The organism is Actinopolymorpha singaporensis, from assembly GCF_900104745.1.
Taxonomy (GTDB): domain Bacteria; phylum Actinomycetota; class Actinomycetes; order Propionibacteriales; family Actinopolymorphaceae; genus Actinopolymorpha; species Actinopolymorpha singaporensis.
Map to the genome: position 1 here is coordinate 1496026 of NZ_LT629732.1, position 25657 is coordinate 1521682.

Annotated in this window: 22 protein-coding genes; 8 read left to right on the plus strand and 14 right to left on the minus strand. The window is 71.1% G+C overall.

Annotated elements, in window-relative coordinates; translation table 11 throughout:
- The first annotated feature begins 315 nt into the window (after nt 1-315).
- Entirely contained in the window at nt 316-2385 is a 2070-nt protein-coding gene (locus BLU27_RS06750) for a hypothetical protein (protein WP_157728275.1), read from the plus strand.
- Nucleotides 2386-2436: 51 nt separating this feature from the next.
- On the opposite strand, the gene BLU27_RS06755 is transcribed toward BLU27_RS06750, so the two are convergent.
- Genes BLU27_RS06755 through BLU27_RS06775 form a run of 5 tightly spaced genes read right to left on the minus strand, consistent with a single transcriptional unit; the run spans nt 2437 to nt 8098 of the window.
- Entirely contained in the window at nt 2437-3261 is an 825-nt protein-coding gene (locus BLU27_RS06755; protein WP_172804895.1) for an ABC transporter ATP-binding protein, read from the minus strand.
- Complete coding sequence (locus BLU27_RS06760) at nt 3254-4216, minus strand: ABC transporter ATP-binding protein (RefSeq protein ID WP_241827823.1); 963 nt, start codon at nt 4214-4216, stop codon at nt 3254-3256. Before BLU27_RS06760 ends, BLU27_RS06755 begins: the two co-directional genes overlap by 8 nt.
- Nucleotides 4213-5145 (minus strand): ABC transporter permease, encoded by a 933-nt coding sequence (locus tag BLU27_RS06765; RefSeq protein ID WP_092651640.1) that lies wholly within the window; start codon nt 5143-5145, stop codon nt 4213-4215. Before BLU27_RS06765 ends, BLU27_RS06760 begins: the two co-directional genes overlap by 4 nt.
- 9 nt (nt 5146-5154) lie before the next feature.
- Entirely contained in the window at nt 5155-6165 is a 1011-nt protein-coding gene (locus BLU27_RS06770) for an ABC transporter permease (protein ID WP_092651642.1), read from the minus strand.
- Nucleotides 6166-6175: 10 nt separating this feature from the next.
- Nucleotides 6176-8098: an ABC transporter substrate-binding protein gene (locus tag BLU27_RS06775; protein WP_157728276.1), complete on the minus strand. Its 1923-nt coding sequence runs from the start codon at nt 8096-8098 to the stop codon at nt 6176-6178.
- A 348-nt stretch (nt 8099-8446) separates the two neighbouring features.
- Between BLU27_RS06775 and BLU27_RS06785 the strand changes: the two genes are divergently transcribed.
- Both BLU27_RS06785 and BLU27_RS06790 read left to right on the plus strand, forming a co-directional pair.
- Nucleotides 8447-9700: a nucleotide sugar dehydrogenase gene (locus BLU27_RS06785; RefSeq protein ID WP_197681711.1), complete on the plus strand. Its 1254-nt coding sequence runs from the start codon at nt 8447-8449 to the stop codon at nt 9698-9700.
- Entirely contained in the window at nt 9700-10827 is a 1128-nt protein-coding gene (locus BLU27_RS06790) for a glycosyltransferase family 4 protein (RefSeq protein ID WP_092651650.1), read from the plus strand. Before BLU27_RS06785 ends, BLU27_RS06790 begins: the two co-directional genes overlap by 1 nt.
- A 33-nt stretch (nt 10828-10860) precedes the next feature.
- Here BLU27_RS06790 and BLU27_RS06795 read toward each other — a convergent pair whose 3' ends face one another.
- From BLU27_RS06795 to wecB, 3 genes are all read right to left on the minus strand, one after another.
- A complete protein-coding gene (locus BLU27_RS06795) occupies nt 10861-11316 on the minus strand; it encodes a VTT domain-containing protein (RefSeq protein WP_092651652.1) in 456 nt (151 codons plus the stop codon).
- Nucleotides 11316-12008 (minus strand): CDP-alcohol phosphatidyltransferase family protein, encoded by a 693-nt coding sequence (locus BLU27_RS06800; RefSeq protein WP_197681712.1) that lies wholly within the window; start codon nt 12006-12008, stop codon nt 11316-11318. Before BLU27_RS06800 ends, BLU27_RS06795 begins: the two co-directional genes overlap by 1 nt.
- Before the next feature lie 139 nt (nt 12009-12147).
- Nucleotides 12148-13215: a non-hydrolyzing UDP-N-acetylglucosamine 2-epimerase gene (wecB, locus tag BLU27_RS06805; RefSeq protein WP_092657283.1), complete on the minus strand. Its 1068-nt coding sequence runs from the start codon at nt 13213-13215 to the stop codon at nt 12148-12150.
- Between the two features lie 219 nt (nt 13216-13434).
- Here wecB and BLU27_RS06810 point away from each other — a divergent pair, with 219 nt between their 5' ends.
- Nucleotides 13435-14760 (plus strand): nucleotide sugar dehydrogenase, encoded by a 1326-nt coding sequence (locus tag BLU27_RS06810; RefSeq protein ID WP_092651654.1) that lies wholly within the window; start codon nt 13435-13437, stop codon nt 14758-14760.
- A gap of 47 nt (nt 14761-14807) precedes the next feature.
- On the opposite strand, the gene BLU27_RS29800 is transcribed toward BLU27_RS06810, so the two are convergent.
- Entirely contained in the window at nt 14808-16064 is a 1257-nt protein-coding gene (locus tag BLU27_RS29800; protein ID WP_197681713.1) for a lysozyme, read from the minus strand.
- A gap of 713 nt (nt 16065-16777) precedes the next feature.
- Between BLU27_RS29800 and BLU27_RS06825 the strand changes: the two genes are divergently transcribed.
- Complete coding sequence (locus BLU27_RS06825) at nt 16778-17455, plus strand: sugar transferase (protein WP_092651656.1); 678 nt, start codon at nt 16778-16780, stop codon at nt 17453-17455.
- Between the two features lie 87 nt (nt 17456-17542).
- Here BLU27_RS06825 and BLU27_RS06830 read toward each other — a convergent pair whose 3' ends face one another.
- Complete coding sequence (locus BLU27_RS06830) at nt 17543-18247, minus strand: LbetaH domain-containing protein (RefSeq protein ID WP_092651658.1); 705 nt, start codon at nt 18245-18247, stop codon at nt 17543-17545.
- Between the two features lie 206 nt (nt 18248-18453).
- On the opposite strand from BLU27_RS06830, the gene cysD reads away from it, so the two are divergent.
- Complete coding sequence (gene cysD, locus BLU27_RS06835) at nt 18454-19359, plus strand: sulfate adenylyltransferase subunit CysD (protein WP_092651660.1); 906 nt, start codon at nt 18454-18456, stop codon at nt 19357-19359.
- Nucleotides 19359-20609 (plus strand): sulfate adenylyltransferase subunit CysN, encoded by a 1251-nt coding sequence (gene cysN / locus BLU27_RS06840; protein WP_092651662.1) that lies wholly within the window; start codon nt 19359-19361, stop codon nt 20607-20609. Before cysD ends, cysN begins: the two co-directional genes overlap by 1 nt.
- A gap of 122 nt (nt 20610-20731) precedes the next feature.
- Here the strand turns inward: cysN and BLU27_RS06845 are convergent, their stop codons facing one another.
- From BLU27_RS06845 to BLU27_RS06855, 3 genes are all read right to left on the minus strand, one after another.
- Complete coding sequence (locus BLU27_RS06845) at nt 20732-21901, minus strand: glycine C-acetyltransferase (RefSeq protein ID WP_197681882.1); 1170 nt, start codon at nt 21899-21901, stop codon at nt 20732-20734.
- Nucleotides 21902-21912: 11 nt separating this feature from the next.
- Nucleotides 21913-22983, minus strand: coding sequence for an L-threonine 3-dehydrogenase (tdh, locus tag BLU27_RS06850; RefSeq protein ID WP_092651666.1), 1071 nt, complete (start codon nt 22981-22983; stop codon nt 21913-21915).
- 124 nt (nt 22984-23107) lie between these two features.
- Nucleotides 23108-23680 carry a TIGR03086 family metal-binding protein gene (locus BLU27_RS06855; RefSeq protein WP_092651668.1) on the minus strand — a complete coding sequence of 191 codons (573 nt, stop codon included), beginning with the start codon at nt 23678-23680 and terminating at the stop codon, nt 23108-23110.
- A gap of 57 nt (nt 23681-23737) precedes the next feature.
- Here BLU27_RS06855 and BLU27_RS06860 point away from each other — a divergent pair, with 57 nt between their 5' ends.
- A complete protein-coding gene (locus BLU27_RS06860) occupies nt 23738-24103 on the plus strand; it encodes a hypothetical protein (RefSeq protein WP_157728278.1) in 366 nt (121 codons plus the stop codon).
- Between the two features lie 21 nt (nt 24104-24124).
- Here the strand turns inward: BLU27_RS06860 and BLU27_RS06865 are convergent, their stop codons facing one another.
- Nucleotides 24125-25642, minus strand: coding sequence for a serine hydrolase domain-containing protein (locus tag BLU27_RS06865; protein WP_092651672.1), 1518 nt, complete (start codon nt 25640-25642; stop codon nt 24125-24127).
- Nucleotides 25643-25657: the final 15 nt, after the last annotated feature.

Here is a 25657-nt window from a genome sequence, read left to right on the forward strand (position 1 = left end):
CCGGACCGGTCGCGCGCGGTGAGCGCGGGCCCGGATTGCCCAGCTTGCCAAACAAAGTGAGGCACCGGCGGCGAACAGCGAGATCGGGCGGATCCGAAGCCGAATGTCACCGTGCGTGAGGGTGCGGGTTCGTCCTCGGCGCCGTCGCGCAGACCGTGAACGGGCCCGGCTTTACCGGACTGTTCGACGTCGGTGCTCGGCATCGGTGGCGAGTGTCCCTATGCTCCGGTCGTGGCTGACGACACACCTCTTGGCGTAAAGCAGGCGCGGCCGGCACTCCGGGGAGGCCCGGAAGGCTCCCCTGCGCCGGCCGTCGTGGGCAGCGTAGTTGTGCTGTGCGACCCGAACTGGCCCGCTGAGCCGGGTGTGTGCTGTTGGCGCGCGAACGTTCATGCCGCCTTCACCGAACTCGACCTGGACGTTCACCAGGTCCCGTGGTCGCCTCCGCCGCCGGACGTCGTGGAGCCGAGCACGGCACCCACCGCGCGGGTGCCCAGCGCGGCCGGGGTGGCGGTGCGGTTCGTCGGCCGGGCCGCGCGCGCCGGTGCATACGCCGTCGCCCGGCGGACCAACACCGCGGCCAGGCGGGTGGGCCACGAGTTCGGCGTGCACGTGTCCCGGCGGCGGGCGCCCGGTACGCCGGCTCCGGTGGAGCCGGTCCCCGCCCGCACCTCCGGCGCTCCCGACCCCCAGCTCGCCGCCCTGGCCGGCGCCCGGCTGGTGCTCGCCGAGTCCGCCGCGGCGGCCCTGGCCGCGGTCGACTCCGGCGTACCCGGTGCCGTCGTGTGGCTGTTCGCCGTCCCGCCCGAACGCGCCGCCCCCGGTGAGCCGGTGACCTGGGCCGGGCAGTTGCGGGAGGCCGCGCCGCTCGTCGGCGGGCTGGTCGCGGACAGCCTGGACGCCGCGGGGGTCCTGGAGCGGGTGGCCGGCCCCGCCCGCACAGTCGTCTTCCCGCCGCTGGCCGCCGACCGGCCCTGCCCGACCTGCGGTGGCCGTGACGGCCGTCCCGCTGGGCGTTCGGGCCGCGCGGGTGACGTACATCCCGATGACGTTCCCGGTCACCTCGCGCTGTGGCGGCGGCTGCTGGACGAGACGGCGGAAGGCGCGGCTCCCGAGCCGACGGCGTACTCCTATCCCGTGGCCCGGCTGCGCGGCGACAGGGGTCCGTGGACGCCGCCCGACCTGGACCGCTGGGGCGCCGAGCCGTGGCCACGGACCGGTGAGCCGCACGCGGAGTGGACCGCAGCCGCTCAGGACGCCGGCGCCCGGGAGCTCCTCGCCCTGCTCCCGCCGCTCGCCGAGCCCGAGCCGTCCGCCGAGCCGTCCGCCGAGCCGTCCGCCGGCGGGATCGTGCGGGTCCGGGTGTTCGGGCACGACATGAAGTTCATGCGCGGCCTGGCCGCCAAGCTCGGGCAGCGGCCCGACCTGGAGGTGGCCGTCGACGAGTGGCGTACGCCCGGCGCCCGCAACGACGGCATCACCGAGAACCTCGCCCGCTCCGGCCGGCTCCTGGTGGCCGAGTGGGCCCGGCCGAACGCGGTCTGGCTGTCCCAGACCAAGCGCCCCGACCAGCGGCTGGTCGTACGCCTGCACCGGTTCGAGATCGAGAGCGCCTACCCTCCGAAGATCCAGCTCGACGCGGTGGACGCGGTGGTCTACATCGCGCCGCACATGCGCCGGCGCATCCGGACCGAGCTCGGCTGGCCGGACGGCAAGCTGGTCTACATCCCGAACTACGTGGACCTCACCGCCCTGGACCGGCCGAAGTACGCCGAGGCGCGCTTCACCCTCGGCATGGTCGGGATCACACCCGGCCTGAAGCGGTTCGACCTGGCCCTGGACCTGCTCGCCGCGCTGCGCCGGGAGGACCCGCGTTTCCACCTGCTGGTGCGCAGCCGGATGGGCTGGGCGCACAAGCCGTCCTGGGAGCGTCCCCAGGAACGCCGCGACACCCAGCGCAGCCTGGAGCGGGTGGAGAAGGACCCGCTGCTGCGCGGCGCGGTGGTGTTCGACGCGTACGGGCAGGACATGCCCGCGTGGTACCGCAAGGTGGGCCACATCCTGTCGCTGTCGGACGTGGAGGGTTCGCACGCCGCGCTGGCGGAGGGCATGGGCTCGGGCGCGGTGCCGGTGATCCGGGCCTGGGAGGGCGCCGCCGAGGCGTACGGCGAGGACGCGCTGTGCGGCTCCCTGGCCGAGGCGGTGGCGCGGGTGACCGAGACCGCCGACCAGGCGACCTGGGAGGAGCGGTCGGCGTGGGCTAAGGCCGAGGTCGCCCGGCGGTTCGACCCCGACCAGGTGGTGGCCGCGTGGGTGGACCTGGCCCACGACCGGGTGGACCAGGCGCGGGCGAGGTTCGCGGCGTACGCCGACGTCCGCGCCTGACAGTCGCTCGGCCGTGGCCGTTGAGCCGCCGGCCGTTCAGCCGTGGGCCGTTCAGCCGTCGGCTGCCCAGGCGGCGTCCGGGTCGGGCACCGGGATCGAGCTGACCAGCAGCCGGGAGTACTCGTGCTGCGGGTTGTCGATCACCTCGCGGGTGTCGCCGCGTTCGACGATCGAGCCCCGGTAGAGGATGCAGATCTCGTCGCCGACCTGGTAGGCCGTGGACAGGTCGTGGGTGATGTAGAGGAACGAGATGCCGCGCTCGTCCCGTAGCCGCAGCATGATGTCCAGGATCAGCGCCCGCAGGGACGCGTCCACCATCGACACCGGCTCGTCGGCCACGATCAGCCGGGGCTGGATGAGGTACGCCCGGGCCATCATCAGCCGCTGCCGCTGGCCGCCGGACAGCTGGTGCGGGTGCTTGTCGAGGACCTCCGCGCCGCGCATCCCGACCACCCGCAGCGCGTCCTCGACGAGGTCGCGGGCCTGCGCCTTCGACGTCGCCAGCCGGAAGTGCCGCACCGCCAGGTCGAAGACGTGGCGTACGCGGTAGAAGGGGTTGTAGACCCCGAACGGGTCCTGGAAGATCGCCTGGACCTCGCGGCGGTACGTGAGGAAACCCTCCTTGTCGAGGGTGGTGACGTCCCGGCCCCGGTGCAGCACCTGGCCGGAGGTCAGTGTGGTGAAGCCCAGGATGGCGTCTGACAAGGTCGTCTTGCCGCTGCCGCTCTCCCCGGCGATGGTGGTGATGCCGGCCGGTGTCTCGTGCAGTGTCAACGACACGTTGTCGAGGGCGGTGGTCCGCTCGTCGCCCTTGCCGTACACCTTCACCGCCGACCGGACCTCCAGCAGCGGTGGCACTGTGGTCTGTTCAGCCATCGACCGTCACCTCCAGGTCGGACGTGGCCACCAGGTGGCCGGGGGCGACCTCGACCATCGCCGGCGTGGGCCTTCGGGTGCGCAGGTCGGGTGCGCGAACGTCGCGGACCACCAGCGGCCGGCGTTCCCGGATGGACGGGATGGAGGCGATCAGGTGCCGGGTGTACGCGTGCCGCGGGTCGCGCAGGACGTCGCGTACGGAGCCGATCTCCACGATGTTCCCCGCGTACATCACCGCGATCCGGTCGACGAGCTGGGCCTGCAGCGCCATGTCGTGCCCGATCAGGATCATCGAGCTGTTCAGCCGCTTCTTCACGTCCAGCAGGGTCTGGGCGACCGCCTTCTGTACCACGACGTCCAGCGCGCTGGTGGGTTCGTCGGCGATGATCACCGCCGGGTCCAGCGCGATCGCCATCGCGATGCAGACCCGCTGCTTCATCCCGCCGGAGAGTTCGTGCGGGTAGAGGTCGACCACGCGTTCGGGCAGGTTGACCAGCGACAGCAGCCGGACGATACGTTCGCGCAGCGCCCGGCGCGGCTGGCGGCCCTCGTGCGTCTCGATCGCGTCGCCGAGCTGGCGGCGTACGCGGAGCACGGGGTTCAGGGAGTTCATCGAGCCCTGCGGGATGAGGGCGATGTCGCGCCAGCGGCGGGCCCGCAGCTCCGGCTCGGACATCGCCAGCAGATCGGCGTCGCCGAGGCGGACCGAGCCGCCCACCACCCGGCCGGGTGGCGTGGTCAGCCGCAGGATCGCCATCGCCACCGTCGACTTGCCCGAACCGGACTCACCGACCAGCCCGAGCGTCTCCCCGCGGCCGAGGGCGAACGACACGCCGTTCGCGGCCACCACGTCCCCGCCGGCCGTGCGGTAGTGGACCCGCAGGTCCCGCACCGACAGGACGGGCTCGCCGGCGGTCGTACCCGGGCTCATGCCGGTCCTCCCGCCCGCGCTCATGCCTTCGCTCCCCGCAGCCGCGGATTGGCCACCTCGTCCAGGCCGATCGCCAGCAGGAACAGCCCGATGAAGATCACCATCAGCACCAGGGTCGGGAATCCCCACCACCACCACATCCCGCGCAGGATCGCCGACCCGCTGATCGCGTTGGACACCGTCATGCCGAGTGTCGGGATGCGCTGCGGCCCGAGGCCGAGCGCCTCCAGCCCGACCGCGGCCAGGATGCCGCCGGAGGTCGCGCCGATGAAGCTGGCCGCGAGGTAGGGCAGCAGGTTCGGCATCATCTCCCCGAACATGATGTGCCGCGTGGGCAGCGCGGTGAGCCGGGCCATCCGGACGTACCCCTGCTCGCGCATCGACAGCACCTGCGCCCGGATCAGCCGGGTCGGCCCGGCCCAGGCGAACAACGCCACGATCAGCGCCATCGTGGTGACGTCCATCTGCCGTACGTACGCCGAGATGACCACCAGGATCGCCAGCGTCGGGATGGTGAGCGCGGTGTCGGACAGCGTACGGATCACTGTGTCGACGACTCCGCCGCGATAGCCGGCGGCGAACCCGAGCACCGTGCCGACCAGCATGCTCGTGATGCCCACGACCAGGCCGACCTGCAGCGTCGTCGGGCCGCCCACGACCAGCAGGGCGAGCATGTCCCGGCCGCTGTTCTCGGTGCCCAGTGGGTGCGCGAGCGACCCGCCCGGCAGCCAGAACGGCGGCAGGTTGAGGGGTGAGCTGGCCGCCCTGGCGAGGGTGGTGTCCCACAGCAGCCGGCCCACCAGCGTGAGCACCAGCACGCCGGCGACCATGCCGGCGCCGGCCAGCAACTTGCGGTTGCGCCACGGCGACGTCGGCCGGCGGCCGGCCGGGTCGGTTGCCTCGGCGGGCTCGTCCGCCCGTTCCTGGATCTGGGTGACGGCGGTCGGGTCCATGGCCGGCCGTCACCTCCTCTCGTAGGAGATGCGCGGATCGAGCAGCGGGTAGACCAGGTCGATGATCAGTACCGCGGTGACCGTGGTGAGGATCAGGATGAACACGATGCCCTGCATCACGGTGTAGTCGGTGGTGGAGATCGCCTGGTAGAGCAGCGCACCCATGCCGGGATAGCCGAAGAGGTACTCCACCAGCACGGTGCCGCCGACGATCCCGCCGATGCCGAGCACGAGCGCGGTGACCTGGGGCAGGATCGCGTTGCGGATCTCGTACCGGAAAAGGATGTCCAGCGGCCGCAGCCCCTTCGCGCGGGCCAGCGTCAGGTAGTCCTCCCCGGCGACGGTGACCATCATCCCCCGCATGCCGAGCGCCCAGAACCCCATGCTGGCAAGGACGATCGACAACGCCGGCAGGGTGCCGTGCTGCACCACGCTGTTCACGAACGCCAGGCTGAGCCCGGGCGTCAGGTCGCCGCGGTAGCCGCCGGAGATCGGGAACAGCCGCAGGGTGAAGACGAACACGTAGATCAGGACGATCCCCAGGATGTAGAACGGGATCGCGGTGAACGTCAGCGACACCGGCAGGAACACCCGCAGCAGCGACGGCGTACGCCGCCACGCCATCAGCGCACCGATGACGCTGCCGGCGAGGAACGACAGCGCCGTCGCGACGACCAGCAGGCCGACCGTCCACGGCAGCGCCCGCCCGATCATCGTGCCCACCTGCGCGGGGAACTGCGCCAGCGAGTAACCGAAGTCGAACGTCGCCATGCTCTTCAGGTAGTGGAGGTACTGCACCGGCAGCGGGTCGTCCAGGCCGAACCTCGCCCGCCAGGCGGCGACCAGCTTGCCGCTGCCCTCGACGTAGCCCGCCTGCGAGGTGATCCGGGTGATCATCGCCTGTACCGGATCGCCCGGCGCCAGCCGCGGGATGAAGAACATCAGCGTCGCGCTCGCCCAGATGGTGAACAGGAACATCCCCACCCGGCGGACGACGTACCCCACGCTCAGTCCGCGCACGGCCGGCTCCTCACGCGCTCACCGGGCGCAGGTGATGGATGATCTGGTGCGCGTTCGCCCAGTCCAGCGTGGGCTGGAGGTAGTCGTTCTTCTTGGTCGCCCAGCCGGTCCAGTACGTCGTGTCGAACGCGTACAGCTTGCGGGCGTGCGCGATCGGCAGGAACGGCAGGTCGCGCAGCCACAGCCGGGCGGCGGCGAGGAACGGCTTGTCCAGGGCCGGGTCGTCCAGCGGGAGGTTCGCCATCTGGTCGACGGACTTCGTGTAGTCGGCGTTCTTCCAGCGGACCGCGTTGGAGGACGCGGCCTTGCCGACCGGGACGACCGCCTTCGCCGAGAACAGCTGCATCGAGAACCAGGGTTCGGTGACCGAGCCGCAGGCGCTCCAGTCGCTGGCGGCCTCGAACTTCCCGTTGCCGAGGTTGTCGCCCCACGTGCCGATGGCGAGCTTGCGGACGGTCGCGTTGATGCCGGCCCGCTGCAGTTGCTCCCCGATCACCTCGGCGTACCGCCAGATCTCGATGAAGTCGGTCGGCGCGTCGATCTGCAGCCGGAGGTCCCTGCCGTTCTTCTGGTAGTAGCCGTCGCCCTTGCGCGTGTAGCCCTTCGCGGTCAGGATGCGGTTCGTCTGCTCCGGGTCGTGTTTGCCGATCGGGAACTCCTCGAACAGCCCGGCGTCCTCGATCTTCTGCACCCACCGCTGCATGGGCGGGTAGTTGGGGAAGAAGAACCTCGCCGGCGTGGTCGTGCCCTCGTAGGCGATCTTCACGATCTCGTCCCGGTCGAGGGCGTGGTTGAGCGCCCAGCGCATCTGCGGGTCGTTCCATGGCTCGACCGCGTTGTTGACCGACAGCAGCCGGGTGCACGGGTCCGGCCAGGCGTACGGCTTGTCCGGCAGCCAGGAGATCACCTTCGGGTTGCGCGCCTTCAGGCTCTCGAACGCACCGGCGGTGAGGTCGGCCACGGAGTCGAGTTGGTGGTCGGCGGCCCGGGCAACCCGGATGTCCTCGGTCTCGTTCACCACCCACTGCAGGTGCTCCGGCTTGGGCAGCGGCAGGAAGCCCGCCTTCGCGCCCCACCAGTCGCTGCGGCGCTCGTAGGTGAACCGCGTCGGACTCGCCGAGGTGAGGCGGTACGGGCCGGTGAACACCGGCGAGGACTTCTTGTCGTAGTTCTTGAACGTCGTGGGGTCCTTGCCCCGCCACACGTGCTCGGGCACGATCACCAGGCTGCTGTGGATCTTGACCGAGAAGTAGTCCAGCTGGAACCTCGGGTTCGGCTTGTTCAACGTGAAACGCACCGTCAGCGGGTCGACCTTCTCGACCGTCTTCACCCACTCCTGGATCGCGGCCGCGTTGTTGAGTTCCGCGCTGCCCTTCCGCAGGAGGTCGATGGTGAACACCACGTCGTCGGCGTCGTAGTCCTCCCCGTCGGACCACTTGATGCCGTCCCGGAGCTTCAGCGTCCAGACGGTGCTGGCGTCGTTCGGGGTGAACGTGAGCCCGAGCCAGGGCTCGGTCTTTCCCGTCTCGTAGTCGAGGATGAACAGCGGCTCGGCCATCGCCTGGTGGAAGCCGGCGTTGTTGGTGAACCCGGGTACGAACGGGTTCCACAGGTCCGGGCTCTGCACCCGGCCGCCGTGGTAGTCGAACACGACCGTGCGGGCCCGGGTGCTGGTGCCGCCCCCGCCCGCCCCGCCGCCGGCACCTCCGCCGCCGGCTCCGTCTCCGCCGCCGCCTCCGCCGGCTCCCTCACCCTCGCAGGCGGCCAGCAGCGCGGGCAGGCCGCCGACCGCCGCTCCGGCGAGGACGGCGCGCTGCAGGAAAGCCCTCCGGGAGGGCGGGCCGGCGTGCTCCGGGAGGTCGGGCCGGCCGGGGTGGCCGACCCCGGAGGGCGGGCCGGCGTAGTCGGGTCCTGTCGTGGGGTGGTGGGTCATCGCGGCGCCGGCCTTCCTCGTGGGTGTCGGCCGGTGAGTCAGGCCGTCACTGCCGATTCTTCGCCGGACAGACTGGGCGGCCCGAAGATCATCGGTCAAGAGAGGTCAACCACCCTGGCCAGCCCGAGCCGGTTTCGGCCCACCGCGCCCCGTCCCGGCACCGGATTTCGGCGTCCGGGCCCGGTTTCGGCGGGGCGAAGACCGGATGAACGCCGCCGGGCCACGAAATGGACGGATCTCACTGATCGGGTTTGAACGGTTACCAAAACGGTAACTTTCCCCTAACTCTCCCCGGCTCGGCGTCATTTCGCGGCTCCGGCGGGGGACTCCCAACCTAGGGTGCGGAGCGTGCGTGACCTCGCTGTCGTCGGTCTTGGATACGTCGGTCTTCCCTTGGTCCGTGAGGCCTGCCGGGCGGGACTTCGAGTCGTCGGACTCGATGTCTCTCCGCGCGTGGTCGCGGGCCTGGCAGCCGGGCGTTCCCACATCGACGATCTCTCCGATGCCGACGTGACCGCCATGCTGGCCGCCGGGCTGACCGTGACCACAGACGCCGACGAGGCGTTGAGTTCGGTGGGCACGGTGGTGATCTGCGTGCCGACGCCGCTCGACGACGACGGCGGCCCCGACCTGATGGCGGTGCGGTCGGCCGCAGCCACCGTGGCGGACCATCTGCGGCCGGGCATGCTGGTCGTGCTCGAGTCGACGACCTATCCCGGTACCACCGACGAGGTGGTACGCCCGATCCTGGAGAAGTCCGGGCTGACCGCCGGGGTGCAGTTCGCGTTGGCGTTCTCGCCCGAACGCATCGACCCCGGCAACCCCACCTACGGCCTGCGCAACACCCCGAAGGTGGTCGGCGGGCACACAGCGCAATGCACCGAGCGGGCGGTGGACTTCTACGGCCGGATCTGTGACCGGGTGGTGCGGGCGAAGGGCACCCGCGAGGCCGAGATGGCCAAGCTGCTGGAGAACACCTACCGGCACGTGAACATCGCTCTGGTCAACGAGATGGCGATCTTCTGCCACGAACTCGGCATCGACCTGCGGGACGCGATCGAGGCGGCGGCCACCAAGCCGTTCGGGTTCCAGGCCTTCCACCCCGGCCCCGGTGTGGGCGGGCACTGCATCCCGATCGACCCCAACTACCTGTCGTACAAGGTCAAACGGCTCGGTTACCCGTTCCGGTTCGTGGAGCTGGCCCAGGAGATCAACCAGCGGATGCCGTCCTACGTCGCCCAGCGGGTCCAGGACCTCGTCAACGACGCCGGCAAGTCGGTACGCGGGTCCACGGTGCTGATCCTCGGGGTCACCTACAAGCCGAACATCGCCGACCAGCGTGAGTCGCCGTCGCGACCGGTGGCCCGCCGGCTGCGCCGGATGGGCACCAACCTGGTCTTCCACGACCCCTACGTCACCGAGTGGGAGGTCGACGGGGAGCCGGTACCGCGGGTGGACGACCTGGACGAGGCCCTGGACACCGCCGACCTGGCCCTCCTGCTGCAGGACCACGCCGTCTACGACCCGCAGACCCTCTCCCGCGCGCGGCTGCTGTTCGACACCCGTGGGCGGGTCCGCGACGGGACGGCCGAGGTCCTCTGATGCCCGGCCTGCGCGTACTCGTGTGCACCGTCGTGCACCATCCGCAGGACGCGCGCATCCTTCACCGGCAGATCCGGGCCATGCTGGACGCCGGACACTCGGTGACCTACGCCGCGCCCTTCTCGGCGTACGCCACCACGGCCTGGCCGGAGCTGACGGCGGTCGACCTGCCTCGGGCGCTGGGCCGGCACCGCTCCGACGCGCTCCGCGAGGCCCGGCGCGTCCTGCGAACCCACGGGGCGGACGCCGACGTGGTGTTGCTGCACGACCCTGAGCTGCTCCTCGTCCTGCCCGGCCTCGACCTTCCCGGCGCGGTGGTGTGGGACGTGCACGAGGACACCGGTGCGGCTCTGGTGGCCAAGAGCTGGCTTCCCGGTGCCGTGCGGCCGCTGGCCCGGGCGGGCGTGCGGATGGTCGAGGGGTGGGCCGAACGCAACCTCCGGCTGATCCTCGCCGAGCCGGGCTACCGCAGTCGGTTCAGGCGGATCCACCCGGTCGTGCCCAACACCACCTACGTGCCCGACTCGGTGGAACCGTCCGGCCGGGACCGGGTGGTCTACGTCGGGCATCTGTCGGTCGCCCGCGGCGTCGACGTGATGCTCGAGACCGCACGGCGGCTGGCCGGCAGCGGGCTGGAGATCGACGTGGTGGGGCACGCCGACTCCTACTCCCGCCGGGCGCTGGTCCGCGCCCAGCAGGACGGCTTCCTGCGCTGGCACGGCTACGTCCCCAACGACAGGGCGCTGGCGCTGGTCGACGGCGCCATGTGCGGCCTGTCCCTGCTGCGCGACCTGCCCAACTACCGCCACTCGATGCCCACCAAGGTGCTGGAGTACATGGCTCGCGGCGTCCCCGTGGTCTCCACCCCCCTGCCGGCGGCGGTGTCCCTGATCCAGGTGAACAAGTGCGGGCTCGTGGTGCCCTTCGACGATGCCGAGGCCACCGTGACCGGGATCCTGCGGCTGCGCGACGACACGGAGCTGCGGGCCTCGATGGCAAAGCGCGGGCACGCGGCGGCGCTTACCGGCTACCACTGGCCGCAGACCGCCCGGGAGTTCCTGATGCGACTGGAGGCCTGGGCGCACGCGGCCCGGCCACACCAGTGCATCACCCTCGGCAGCCTCTGACTCGCCCGGTCGAGGGTCGCGGGGCGCATCGGTTCAGAGCAGGGCGTTGATGATCCCCAGCAACGAGGCGAACCGCAGCAGCCGGCCGACGAAGCCGACCACCACGAACAACGTGATCGACACCCGGAGCTGGCCGGCCAGCACCGAGACCACGGCGAACGGCGGGAATCCCAGCGCCGCCGAGACGAGCAGCACCACCGCGGCCAGCCACGGCCGGTCACCGATCCGGCGCTGCCAGGTGAGGAACGCGTCCCGCCACTTCGGCGACTCGGTCTTCTTGCGTACCCACCGCCACTCCATCGAGTTGCGGCCGATCAGGAAGAACGCCACCTTGCCCACCATCTGCCCGCCGGCCGCCGCGGCTGCGACCAGCCAGATGGAGTGGCCGGTGAAGGTGGCGGCCACCGCGCCGACGTACGCCTCGGCGTTGAGCAGCGGGATCAGCGCGGACGCGATGCAGTAGCAGAACGTCGCGGTGAGCAGTCCCATCAGGCCGCCTGGCCCGGTTGCTCTGCCTGCTCTGTCGGCGCCGCCTGGGCGTGGGCCGCCGGGTTCGGCCGGCCGGCCGTCTGCGGAAGCGGCAGTCCGAGCCGGTTGAGCCGGACCAGCGACCAGACCTTGACCGCGAGCAGGCCGAGCGCCACCGCGGTGCACAGGAGTACCGAATGGGTGAACACCATGAGCAGCGCCACCGCCGAGGAGTTGGCGGCCTTGCCCGGCTTGGACCAGTTCGCCAGCCAGATCGGCCGGTCGACCAGGTGGAAGTAGTTGGGGCTGCGCAGCGGCCAGGCCAGGAACGCCAGCGACACGAACGTGTCCACGACCGCGAACTCGAGCAGGAAGATCCCTACCGGCAGCGCCATCGCCGGCTCCAGCCAGACCAGCCCGACGTAGAACGCGCCCGCGCACAGCCGGTCGCTCACGATGTCGAACACCGCGCCGATCCGGGTCTCGGTGTCGGTGAGCCGGGCCAGGGCGCCGTCGGCCATGTCGCCCACCCAGTAGACCGCCAGCGCGACGAGCAGGAGGGTCAGCGACCGGTCGTACGCGGCGTACAACGCGACGCCCACGGACGCCACGGTGCGGACGAAGGTGACGACGGTCGCACCGGTGAGCAGGCGTTCGGCCTCCGGGCGCTGCCAGCCCCGCTCCGCGCGGGCCGAGGTGGTCATGGTCGCCATCAGTCCCACCCCTTGCGGTACCGCCCGGTGACGTCGTAAGGCCACACCATAACGGGTGATCGGCGGTGGACGGCGCGTACCGGACCAGGGATGGGGCCACCGGACGGACTGGGAGGAATGTGCTCCGGAGAACGGACGGTCAGCCCGCCTCCAGCGCCTCGACTGTCCGGCGCGCGGCGTGCCCGTCGCCGTAGGGGGTGCCGCGTTCGGCCGTCGGGGCCGGCCGGGCGGCCAGCTCCTTGAGCTGGGCGAGGTGCGGGTCGAGGACGTTCCAGCCGCCGGCCAGGGTCTCGGTCCACTCGGTCTCCGTACGCAGCGTCGTGCAGGGAACGCCGAGCAGGAACGCCTCCTTCTGCAGGCCACCGGAGTCGGTGACCACGCCGCGGGAGCCGAGGACAGCGCGCACCATGTCGGGGTAGGCGAGCGGCGGAAGGACGCGCAGGGCCGGCCGGGCCAGGTCGATGCCGAACTCCGCGCACCGTGCGAGCAGGCGGGGATGGGCGAGCAGGGCGACCGGGACGTCCAACCCGGCGAGCGCGTCGACCACCGCGGCGAGCCGGGCCGGGTCGTCGGTGTTGTCGGCGCGGTGCACGGTCGCGACCAGGTAGCCGTCGGGCTCGCCGCCGACGGCCTCGTGGAGTTCGGCGGGCAGGGGCGTGCCGGCCACGGCGTCGCGTACGCCGAAGCACACGTCGGTCATCACGTCGCCCACCAGGACCGAGCGGGCGGCCAGGCCCTCGTCGGACAGGTGGGCCATGGCCGCGTCGGTCGGCGCGAGCAGCAGGTCGGCGGCGTGGTCGGTGAGGACGCGGTTGTGTTCCTCGGGCATCCGCCGGTTGAACGACCGCAGCCCCGCCTCGAGGTGCGCGACCCGCAGGTGCTGCTTCACCGCGGACAGTGTGCCGGCCAGGGTGGAGTTGGTGTCGCCGTACACCAGCACCCAGTCCGGACGCCGCTGCGCCAGCACCGGGTCCAGAGCGGTCAGCATCGCGCCGGTCTGCGCGCCGTGCGTGCCCGAGCCCACGCCGAGATGGACGTCCGGCGCGGGTATCGCGAGGTCGGTGAAGAACACCTCCGACATCCGGGTGTCGTAGTGCTGACCGGTGTGCACGATCACGTGCCGGTGTCCGGTCGCGGCGAACGCGGCGGCGACCGGGGCCAGCTTGACGAACTGCGGCCGGGCGCCCACGACGCTCAGCACCGTCAGCGGGCGCACTGGACGCCCGGCTTGCTCGGCTTGCTCTGGTTGCTCTGGATGCATGGTCACTGCGGCTCCTCGAGGTGAGCCGGCACCTCGAGGAGACGCCGGCGACCTGCCCGGAACGTTAGCGGCGCGTCACACTCCGTACCGGACTTCGCGGCAGGTTACCCTAGCCAGCGACCCGCCGAAGTCCTCGGATCCCTTCCCAGGAAGACGTGTTGCACCGTGAAGATCACCGTTGTCGGCCTGGGCAAGATCGGCTTGCCACTGGCCGTCCAGTTCGCCGGTAAGGGCCACAGCGTCACCGGCGTGGACATCAACCCGCGGGTCGTGGAGTCGGTGAACGCCGGTATCGAGCCCTTCCCGGGCGAGGCAGAGTTGGACGTACGCCTGAAGCAGGCGGTGGCCGACGGAGCGCTGACGGCCACGTCCGACTACTCCCGCGCGGTTCCGCAGGCGGAGTACATCGTCGTGGTGGTGCCGCTGTTCGTCGACGACGACGGCGTGCCCGACTTCGGCTGGATGGACTCCGCCACCACGGCGATCGCCGCGCACCTGCGCGCCGGCACGACCGTGATCTACGAGACCACCCTGCCGGTGGGCACCTGCCGAACCCGCTGGAAACCCGCACTGGAACAGGGATCGGCGCTCACCGAGGGCACCGACTTCTGGGTGGTCTTCTCACCCGAACGCGTGCTCACCGGTCGCGTATTCGCCGACCTGCGGAAATATCCGAAACTGATCGGCGGGCTCGACCCGGCCGGTGCCGCGCGGGCACGGGCGTTCTACGAAGCGGTGCTCGACTTCGACCCCCGGACCGACCTACCGCGGCCCAACGGCGTGTGGGATCTGGGTTCTGCCGAAGCGGCCGAGCTGGCGAAGCTCGCCGAGACGACCTACCGCGATGTCAACATCGGCTTGGCGAACCAGTTCGCGCGGTTCGCCGAGGCCAACGGCATCGACGCGCTCGCCGTGATCGACGCTGCCAACTCCCAGCCCTACAGCCACATCCACCGCCCGGGCATCGCCGTGGGCGGGCACTGCATCCCGGTCTACCCGCGGCTGTACCTCTGGAACGACCCGGCCGCGACCGTGGTGCGGGCCGCCCGCGACGCCAACGCCGCGATGCCTGCGTACGCCGTCGAGGTGCTGGCGCAGACGTACGGCGACCTGTCCGACGCACGGGTGGTGGTGCTCGGCGCCGCCTACCGGGGCGGAGTGAAGGAGACCGCGTTCTCCGGGGTGTTCGCGACGGTCGCCGCCCTGCGCCGCAAGGGCGCCCGGGCGGTCGTACACGACCCGCTGTACGACGACGACGAGCTGACCGCGCTCGGGTTCACCGCCTACCGCCTCGGTACGCCCGTCGACGCGGCGATCCTCCAGGCCGACCACCCGGACTACCGCGCGATCGGGCCGGCCGACCTGCCCGGCGTACGCGCCCTGGTCGACGGGCGCGCGGTCACCGACGCGAGCCGCTGGGCCGGGGTGCCCCGCCGGGTGATCGGTGTCGCGCCGGCGGGTGAACCCGGCGAGACCGCCGACCGGAGCTGACGCCCTCGACGTTCAGGGCGGTCGGCACGGTCAGGCGGTCGGCACGGTCAGCGCGGCCAGCGCTGGTTGGCGAAGGTCCGCAGGTCTTCCATTGATCCGTTGAAGTAGTTCTTGTCGATCGGGACCTCGGTGTACTGCCAGAAGGTGTGGCCCTTCTGCCAGCCACCAGGCATCGGGCCGGGCTCGGGGTTGTAGCTCGCGATCCACAGCGGGTTGCGGCCGAACGCCGTGCTGTTGCCGACGCACTGCCGCCACCACGAGCCGTTGGTGTAGATGACCGGGAGCCGGCCGGTGAGCCGCCTGTACTCGTCGCTGAAGTCGCGGACGAACTCGACGATCTGGTTCGCCGACAGGTCGTAGCAGGTGGACACCCCGACCGCCTCGCCGAACTCGATGTCGAGCTCGCCGGGCAGGGTCTTGCCGTCGGGCTTCCAGTCCCCGCCGTTGGCGACGAAGAACCGTGCCTGCTCGGCGCCGCTGGACTGGTCGGGCCGGCCGAAGTGGTAGGTGCCGTGCAGCATGCCGACCTTCGCCGAACCGTTGAACTGCTGGTCGAAGAACGGGTTCTTGTAGGTCGTGCCCTCGGTGGCCTTGACGTAGGCGAACCGGAAGCCCTGGTCCCGGTAGTAGGGCCAGTCCACGTTGCCCTGGTGGCTCGCCACGTCGATACCGGGCGCCCCTCTGGTCAGCCCGCGCGGCTCCCACCGGGTCTCGGCCGGCTTCGCCGCGGTCTTCTTCGTGGCTTCTGCCTTCTTCGCGGCGGCGTCCTTCGCGGATGTGGCTCGCGTGAGCTTCTTCGCGGCCTCGGCCCTGCGGAGTTCGGCGACCCTGCGTTCGGCCGCCTTCTTCGCGGTCGCGGCCCGTGCGACCTCGCGCACCGCCGCGGCGTGCTGCTGGTTGGCGAGCCGCAGGGCGATGACTGCCTGTTTGAGGTCGGTCACCTCACGGGTGCCGGCGACGACCCCGTCGGGTGCTGGTGGCCTGGCGGGCTGAGCGGCCTGGCGCTGCGCGGCGGCAGCCGCGGCGCCCGGCCGGTAGCGGGCGAGGTAGTCGGGGCCACCGAACGACTGCGGGGACATCCGGAGGCCCGGGATGCCGGCCAGGTCGCCCTCGGTCCTCGGCCCGGCCGCGCCGGCCGCCCGGGATGCCTCGGCGGACGTGGTGGCGTACGACGGTGCGGCGACCCCGAGCGTGAGCGCGGCCGCGCCGACCAGAGTGGCGGCGCTCCGGGTGAGTGAGGCACGGCGCGAGCGGAGGCGTGGCTGCTCGGTGGCGTGGCTACGCGCGGATGCGGAAAGCCGCACTGAGGACTCCTTCGTTCGGGTGTGCGTCGTTCACACGGGCCACCCGTTCGAGGAGAAAAGTCCTGCGAAACTTCTCGGATTCCTGGCACACATGACCGGGTTGCCGATGCTGTCGGTGCCGGGGCATGTCGGAGGCCGTGTTCGTTTGTGTTCGTTTTCGGCCCCCGTGGCCGTGCTGCATTGTGCGTGATTTCGGTGAGAGCTTTCAAATTCATGTCCCGGCATGCGGAAGCGCAGTGCGGGAGGAAAGCGAAATGTCCTGACGAACCACCCTGCCAGGCGGCGTGGACGAATTTTTCACAGGTCGATCTTCGAACGACGGTGCAGCCAAGCGTCGACGGCGGATTCCAAGCGTGCAGACGATCTACGGGGTCAGAACCGCGAGCGCCGCCGGACCTGTTGTCGCCCTGTTTGTCGCACCCAACAGGTTTGTCGCGGACAGTATGAGGAGATCCTTTCTGGGCATCGACGGTCACGCCTGCGGGTATCTCCTGCGACGTGAGAACGCCCACAGATCTTCGCATCGGCGAGTCGCATCGGCTGTTCTCGCGGACGGCCCGGACAACTGCCCGAAAGATCGTTCTGTCCGCACCACCCGGCATCTGTTCGTTTCGGCCATCCTGTCCGTTGATCCCTCAGGGAACCTCGACGGACGTCTGCCGTACGGCGGTCACCGGAACAGGCGCGGGTGGCTTGTCGCCGATGGGGGTGCTGTGAGAATCCAGGTGGCGCGAGGGGTCAAGCGGGCGTTCGACATCGGGTTCGCCCTCGCCGGGTTGGGTGTCCTCTCGCCGCTGGTCCTCCTCATCTGGGTGGCGGTCCGATGGCGGCTGGGGGCCCCCGTGCTCTTCAGTCAGCAGCGCACCGGGATGAACGGCCGGCCGTTCGCCGTCCTGAAGTTCCGTACGATGACGGACCGTCGCGACCGCTTGGGCGACCTGCTCCCCGACCACCAGAGGCTCACCCGGCTGGGCCGGTTGCTGCGCGCGCTGAGCCTGGACGAGATCCCGCAGCTGATCAACGTCCTGCGCGGCGACATGAGCATCGTCGGCCCGCGACCCCTGCTGAGGAAGTACGACCTCTGGTACACCCCGCACGAACGCCGCCGGTTCGACGTCCGCCCCGGTATCACCGGGCTGGCACAGATCGCCGGCCGCAACACCGTCGGCTGGAGCGCCCGGCTGAGCCTGGACGTGGAGTACGTCGAGCGGGGGTCGCTGTGGCTGGACCTGAAGATCGTCCTGCGGACCGTGAAGATCGTCTTCACCCGCGAGGGCGTGGTGGTCGACTCCCGAGCGCTGATGTCCGACCTGGACGAGGAGCGCGGCGAGGCGCTGACCGACGAACTCGTACTGGACGCGACGGCCCGGCGGCTGCTGCGTACCGGCTGACGGTTCGCGGGCGGGGCGGACGGGAGGACGGGACGGACCGGGCGGAAGGGACGGCCGGCGCCGCCGGCTCCGTGCCGTCGGGGCTGCTCAGCGCGGCTGCGGCCGGGCCGGAACGCCGACCACCACGGTCCGCGCGGCCACGTCCCTGGTCACCACCGCCCCGGCGCCGACGAAGGCGCCCGCGCCCACGGTCAGTCCCTGCCGCACGAACGCGTTCGAGCCCACGGTGGCGCCGGTGGCGAGGTGGACCGAGCCGGCGACGTTGGCGCCGGGCAGCACCGTGGTCACGTCGGCCAGCCGGCAGTCGTGGCCGACCGTGCTGGTGTAGCTGATCTGTACGTGCCGGCCGAGCACGCACGAGGACGACACGTAGGCCATGGCGAGCACGACGCTCCCGGCCCCGAGGACCGTCTCCGGGCCGATCACCGCGCGGGGGTGCACGACCGTGCGAGGGGTCAGCCCGCGCCCCTCGAACTCCGCGGACAGCCGGGCCCGGACACCGGGGTCGGAGATCGCCACCACGAAGTCGTCGTCGACCTCGTCGGGGTGGACGACCGGCAGGCCGCGGGTCTTCTCGCCGGCGAGCGCGTGGTCGCAGAACACCACCGGCTCGGTCACCGTGCGGCCGCTACCGGGAGCGCCGGGGGCGCCGCCGGCGCCGTTGCCGAGGGCACCGTTCCCGGCGCTGCCGTTGCCCGGCCGACCAGACGCCGACGCACTGTCGCGGGCGGCGAGTACTGCGTCGTAGGTCTCCCGGCCGAAGCCGCCCGCTCCCACGATGAACAGCGTCATCGCATCCCTCCCGAGGCCATGCGTGCTCCCCTTCCGTTACGGTCGTGTCCGTCGGCCGCGTGATGTCCAGGATCCGGTGATGCGAGTGGGTTCCCGTCAGGGTGCAGGTACCATCGCTCCGTCCGTCCACGTTGCCGAGATTTTCGAAGTTGCTGCCCATGGGTGGTCCGCCGGAGGACTCACCTCGAAGACCACCTGGTGGTGTTATGCCCCTCGACTACCGCTTGTCCCACCTGCAGGCCCTCGAGTCCGAATCCATCCACATCATTCGTGAGGTGGCGGCGGAGTTCGAGCGGCCGGCGCTGCTGTTCTCCGGCGGCAAGGACTCCTGCGTGATGCTGCGCCTCGCCCAGAAGGCGTTCTGGCCGGCCCGCATTCCGTTCGCCCTTTTGCACGTCGACACCGGGCACAACTTCCCCGAGGTGATCGACTTCCGCGACCGGCTGGTGGCCGACCTCGGCGTACGCCTGGTGGTCGGCTCGGTGCAGGAGGCCATCGACGAGGGGCGGCTGACCGAGCGTCCCGGGCAGAGCCGCAACCCGCTGCAGACCCAGGTCCTGCTGGAGACGGTCGAGAAGCACAACTTCGACGCGCTCATGGGCGGGGCGCGCCGCGACGAGGAGAAGGCCCGCGCGAAGGAACGCGTCTTCTCCTTCCGCGACGAGTTCGGCCAGTGGGACCCCAAGAACCAACGCCCCGAGCTCTGGAACATCTACAACGGCCGGATCCACCCCGGAGAGTCGATCCGGGCGTTCCCGCTGTCCAACTGGACCGAGCTCGACATCTGGCAGTACATCTCCGACGACAGCGTGGAGATCCCGTCCATCTACTTCGCGCACCGGCGCAAGGTGTTCGAACGCGACGGCATGCTGCTCGCGGAGTCGGCGGTCCTGCCCCGGCGGGAGGGCGAGGAGCTGCACGAGGCGACGGTCCGTTACCGCACGGTCGGCGACATCTCCTGCACCGGAGCGGTGGAGTCGACCGCGGCCACCGTGGCCGACATCATCACCGAGGTGGCCACCAGCCGGATCACCGAGCGCGGCGCGACCCGCGCCGACGACCGGGTGAGCGAGGCCTCGATGGAAGACCGCAAGCGGGAAGGTTATTTCTAGTGGATCTCCTGCGCTTCGCCACGGCGGGCAGCGTCGACGACGGCAAGAGCACCCTGATCGGGCGCCTGCTCTACGACTCCAAGGCGATCTTCGAGGACCAGCTGGAGTCCGTCGAACGCACCAGCCGCGACCGGGGCTTCGAGTACACCAACCTCGCGCTGCTCACCGACGGGCTGCGGGCCGAGCGCGAGCAGGGCATCACCATCGACGTGGCGTACCGCTACTTCGCCACTCCCAACCGCAAGTTCATCATCGCCGACACCCCTGGCCACATCCAGTACACCCGCAACATGGTGACCGGCGCCTCCAACGCCGACCTCGCGCTGGTGCTGGTCGACGCGCGCAACGGCCTGGTCGAGCAGACCCGCCGGCACGCGTTCCTGGTCTCGCTGCTGCGGGTGCCGCACCTGGTCGTCTGCGTCAACAAGATGGACCTGGTCGACTACGACCAGGAGGTGTACGAGCGGATCAAGCAGGAGTTCCTGGGCTTCGCCACCAAGCTGACGATCCCCGACCTGCAGGTGATCCCGATCTCCGCGCTCGCCGGCGACAACGTCGTAGAGCGGTCGGCCAACATGCCGTGGTACGACGGCCCGTCGCTGCTGCACCACCTGGAGAACGTCCACGTCGCCAGCGACCGCAACCTCCAGGACCCCCGGCTGCCGGTGCAGTACGTCATCCGCCCGCACTCCGACGACTACCACGACTACCGCGGGTACGCCGGGCAGGTGGTCGGCGGGGTGTTCAAGCCCGGTGACGAGGTGATGGTGCTCCCGTCCGGGATGACGTCGCGGATCAAACGCATCGACACCGCCGACGGCCCGGTCGACGAGGCGTTCTCACCCATGTCGGTGACGGTGTTGCTCGAGGACGACCTCGACGTCTCCCGCGGCGACCTCATCTGCCGCCCGCACAACAAGCCCACGGTCGCGCAGAACCTCAGCGCCATGGTGAGCTGGATGACCGACGCGCCGCTCCGGCCCGGGCAGCGGATCTACGTCAAGCACACCACCCGCACCGCGCGGGCGATCGTGAAGAAGCTGCACTACCGGCTCGACGTCAACACCCTGCACCGCGACGAGAGTGCCGAGCAGCTCGCGCTGAACGAGATCGGAAGGGTCGACCTACGGGTGGCCCAGCCGTTGTTCGTCGACGACTACGCACGCAACCGGCAGACCGGCGGCTTCGTCCTGGTCGACGAGGCCACCAACGTCACCGTCGGCGCCGGCATGGTGATGAACGCCGACTAGGGGCGTACGTCTGCCGGGTCGTCGGATTCTTCCGCGGAAGAATCCGGGCCTGCTGTGGCGCCGGCTCGGCTTCCTGGCCGAGGCCGAGCCCCGGCCGACGCGACCTGGTCGGCCTAGCTGACCTAGCTGACCTTGTCCCGGGCCTGGGCGAACGCGGCCGCCGCGTGCTCGAGGTCCTCACGGGTGTGGGCGGCCGAGACCTGCGTACGGATCCGGGCCGTCCCGTGTGGCACGACGGGGTACGAGAACGCCGTCACGTACACGCCGAGGTCGAGCAGCGCCGCCGCCATCCGGCCCGCGAGGACGGCGTCCCCGAACATCACCGGGATGATCGGGTGCTCCCCCGGGAGGACGTCGAAGCCCTCGTCCTCCAGCCGCTGCCGGAAGAACGCCGTGTTGTCGCGCAGCCGCTGCCGCAGCTCGTCGGAGGAGTCCAGCAGGTCGAACGCCGCGATCGAGGCAGCCGCGATCGCCGGCGCGAGGGAGTTGGAGAAGAGGTACGGCCGGGACCGCTGCCGCAGCAGCTCGACGATCTCGGCCCGGGCGCTGGTGTAGCCGCCGCTGGCCCCGCCGAGCGCCTTGCCCAGCGTGCCGGTGAGGATGTCCACCCGGTCGGCCACGCCGTGCAGCTCCGGCGTACCCCGTCCGTGCTCGCCGACGAAGCCCACCGCGTGGGAGTCGTCGACCATCACCAGCGCGCCGTAGGCGTCGGCGAGGTCGCAGATCTCGCGCAGCGGGGCGAGGTAGCCGTCCATGGAGAAGACACCGTCGGTGGCGATCATCCTGAACCGCGCGTCCGAGGCGTCCTTCAGCTGCGCCTCGAGGTCGGCCATGTCGCGGTTGCGGTAGCGGAAGCGGCGCGCCTTGCACAGTCGTACGCCGTCGATGATGCTCGCGTGGTTGAGCGCGTCGGAGATGATCGCGTCCTCCGGGCCGAGCAGCGTCTCGAACAGCCCGGCGTTGGCATCGAAGCAGGAGCTGTAGAGGATCGTGTCGTCGGTGCCGAGGAACGCCGAGATCCGGTTCTCCAGCCGCTTGTGCAGCTCCTGGGTGCCGCAGATGAACCGCACCGAGGCCATCCCGAAGCCCCACTCGTCCAGCCCGGCCTTCGCCGCGGCGATGAGGTCGGGGTGGTCGGCCAACCCGAGGTAGTTGTTGGCGCACAGGTTGAGGACCCGCTGGCCGTCGGCGACGCCGACGTTGGCGTTCTGTGGCGTGGTGAGCGGGCGCTCGTCCTTGGCGAGCCCGGCCGCCCGGATCTCCGCGAGCTGGGTCCGCAGGTGGTCGCGCATCGTGTCGGCCATCAGCCAAGTCCGTCCTTCCGGGGTCGGCTCCCCGCCGGTGGGTCCTGTCTCCAGTCGAGGATCACCTTGCCGCAGTTGCCGTCGCGCAGGGTCGCGAAGGCCTGTTCGTACTCGGTGACCGGGAACCGGTGGGTGACCACCGGCGAGATGTCCAGGCCCTCCTCGACCAGCACCGACATCGCGTACCACGTCTCGTACATCTGCCGGCCGTAGATGCCCTGGATGGTCAGCATGGAGAGTACGACCCGGCTCCAGTCGATGCTGATCGGCCCGGACGCCAGCCCGAGAACCGCGATCCGGCCGCCGTGCGACATCGAGTCGACCATGGCCGGCAGCGCGCTCGGGTGCCCGGACATCTCCAGCCCGACGTCGAAGCCCTCCTTCATGCCGAGGTCCGCCTGGACCTGCGGAAGGGTGGTACGGGAGACGTCGACGGCCGCGGTGACGCCCACCTTGCGGGCGAGTTCGAGGCGGTACGGGTTGACGTCGGTGATCACCACGTGGCGCGCACCGGCGTGCCGGACGACGGCCGCGGCCATCAGGCCGATCGGGCCGGCGCCGGTGATCAGGACGTCCTCGTTGACCACGGGGAACGCCAGCGCGGTGTGCACGGCGTTGCCGAACGGATCGAAGATCGTTGCCACGTCGAGGTTGATGTCGGCCGGGTGCTTCCACAGGTTGCCGGCCGGCAGGGTGAGGTGGTCGGCGAACGCGCCCGCCCGGTTGATCCCCACTCCCTGGGTGTGTGCGCACAGGTGCCGGCGGCCGGCCATGCAGTTGCGGCAGCGCCCGCACACCAGGTGACCTTCGCCGCTCACCAGGTCACCGACCGCCACCCGGTCCACCCCGGCGCCGACCTCCACCACCCGGCCGACGAACTCGTGGCCGACCACCAGCGGGACGGACACGTGGGTGCGGGCCCACTCGTCCCAGTTGAGGATGTGCAGGTCGGTGCCGCAGATGCCGGTCTGGAGAACCTGTACGAGCGCCTCACCGGGGCCCGGCTCGGGTTCGGGGACCTCCTCGAGCCACAGGCCGGGCTCGGCCTTGGCCTTCACGAGCGCGCGCATTGCTTGTCTCCGCTGCTGGTGTCGTCCCGGTGTGGTGGCCGGGTCTTCGTCGGGCCGCGGTCGGGGTCTCCGGCCGGGCCCACCGGTCTGTGCCGCCGATCAGGCCGCTGATCCGTGCCGCCGATCAGGGCCGACGGCCGACAAGGGCGATCAGTTGGTCCTGGATGTCGTCGGAGGCGGTGCGGACCGGCGGCGCGAGCATACTGCTGCCCTCCCACTGGGGTACCCGCACCGAGGCGTACTCCCAGACGTGCCGGACCGCGCGGGGGTCCAGCCGGTCGTCCAGGCCTGCACCCCGGGCCAGGTCCCAGGCGTGCACCACGAGGTCGGTCAGCATCTGTTCGGCGTACTCCTGTGCCGAGGTGTCACCGAACGACAGGTGGACGGTGTCGTCGTCCCTCGCCTCCTTCCACGCGGCCAGCGAGGCGGCGATGGCGGCGTCCCAGGCGGCCACCGGATCCTCGCCCAGCACGTCCCCGTCGTAGCGGTCCCCGACCTGCTCGATGGTCTCGCCGCGAAGCAGGTGCGGTGCCCAGAGGTGCTCGCCGACCAGGTGGTTGACCAGGTCGCGAACCGACCATTCCGTGCAGGGGGTGGGTGCGTTCCAGCCGTCGGGCGGTACGCCGTGCACGCGGGCGCCGAACTCCCGGGCCGCGGCGGGGATCAGGGTCCGGGCGGAATCTTGGATCATCGTCATGTGAACGACCTCCCGGTGACGCTGGCGACTCGGCCGGCTACCTGATAGCGTTCGAACATGCTTTCGAATGCCTCTCGCGTGTCGTCGGGCGGGCTCGACGAGATCGACGCGGTAGCCCTCGGCCAGGCCGGCCTGCAGGCTCTGGCGCTCGCCGGCACCGCAATCCTCGCACGCTACGTGACCGCCGAAAGTCACGCTGACGGAATGGCCGAACTCGAAGGCGTGGTCCCGCACCCGCAGTGGACGATCCTGATGCGGGCGATCAGCGCCTTCTCCGAGCCGGCGCCAGACGACGGGGCCGCGCCGGGAGAGCCCGGTGAGCGCGATCAGGGCGACCGGCAGGCGGCGGCGCTCACCGCCATGTGCCGGCGCGCCCGGACCACGCTGACCAGGGAGCACCAGATGGCGCCCCGACGTGGCTGACGTGCGAGCTCCGACCCGATCTCAGGGGGTGTTCTGGCCGCCGTCGGTGCCCCTGCGGTCACCGCCGGCCGTGCCGTTCCCGCCGATCCCGGCCCACCCGGTCGGGTGCACGCCGCCTGGGATCGGGGCGTTCGGGTCGTACGGCTCGCGGGTGTAGACGAAGGTCGCTATGTCCAGGTGGGTCACCTCGCCGCGGGGGCCGCGGCCGACCCGCAGCGTCTCCCCGGCGTAGTAGCCGTCCAGCCCGGTCCAGGTGCCGTCGGCGTTCGGCCGAAACCGCGACGCGCGGCCGCTCTCGCCGAGGGGGCGCAGGTCGAGCATCCCGTCCCGCCCGGCACGCAGCGCCGACGCCGTGGGGCCCCAGTACCACGGCCCCACCAGCTCCAGCGTCCCCTCGGGCAGCTGCGGCACCGGAGTCCACTCCGGCACGAGCCGGGGCTCACGCGCCTCCACCACGTCGATCAGGTCCGACACCAGGCCGAGCGGCCGCAGCCCCGAGGTCGTGTTGCCCAGGCAGACGCCGCCGAGGTTCTGCTCGACGTCGACGTACAACCCGGCGAGGAAACCCGGCATCGAGCCGCCGTGGCCGACGAGGGTGCGCTCACCGACCCGCAGCACCTGCCAGCCGAGCCCGTATCCGAACGTCCAGGTCGGCGCCTGCTCCACCGCGTGCGGCTCGCGCATCTCCGCCAGCGTGCCCGGGTCGAGCACGCCGCCGGTGTCCCCGGCCACGAACGCCGCCCACCGGGTCAGGTCGGCGACGGTCGACCACAGCTGCCCGGCCGGTGCCATCGCGCCCGCGTCGTGGTCGGGTTCGGGGAGTACGACGTCGGCCCACGGATGTACGGCGAACCCCGACGCGTGCGGCTGCTGCGGTGCGTACGTCGTACGGCGAAGTTCCAGCGGCTCCAGCACCTCGGTCCGCAGCGCCTCCCACCACGAGCAGCCGCGGTGCCGGGCAACGACCTCGCCGAGCACGCCGAAGCCCAGGTTGGAGTAGTGGTAGCGGCGGCCGGCCCGGTGCCTGGCCGTCCCGGCGTCCAGCGTCTCGGCGAGCCCGGGCCACTCCGCGCCCGGAGTGCGCTCCCACCAGGGGCCGTTCGTCTCCGCCTGCAGCCCGGACACGTGCGCGAGCAGCTGCGCGAGCGTACGGTCACCGAACGGCGTACCCGGCACGTGCCGGTCAAGCGGGTCGGCGAAGTCCAGCCGGCCCTCGTCCCGCAGCCGGGCCACCAGCACCGCGGTGAACGTCTTGCTGATCGACCCGATCCGCGACTGCGTGTCCGCGTCCGGGCGGGTGCCGTCGACCCGGCCGCGGCCGCCGCTCCAGGCGAGCGCGCCGTCGCGCATCACCCCGGCGGTGAGGGCAGGGATCCGTCCGGTGGACTGCTCCAGGGCGACCCGCCGCAGCAGCTCCGCTCCGGTCTCCGGCCGTACCGGCCCGGGCGCGGGCTCAGTCGGCTCCGCGGGCGACCGGACGGGCTCGGGCAGAACGGGCGGCTCTGGTGGGACGGACTCGACATCTCGGCGCTCTGGCATCCGGCCAGGTTAGAG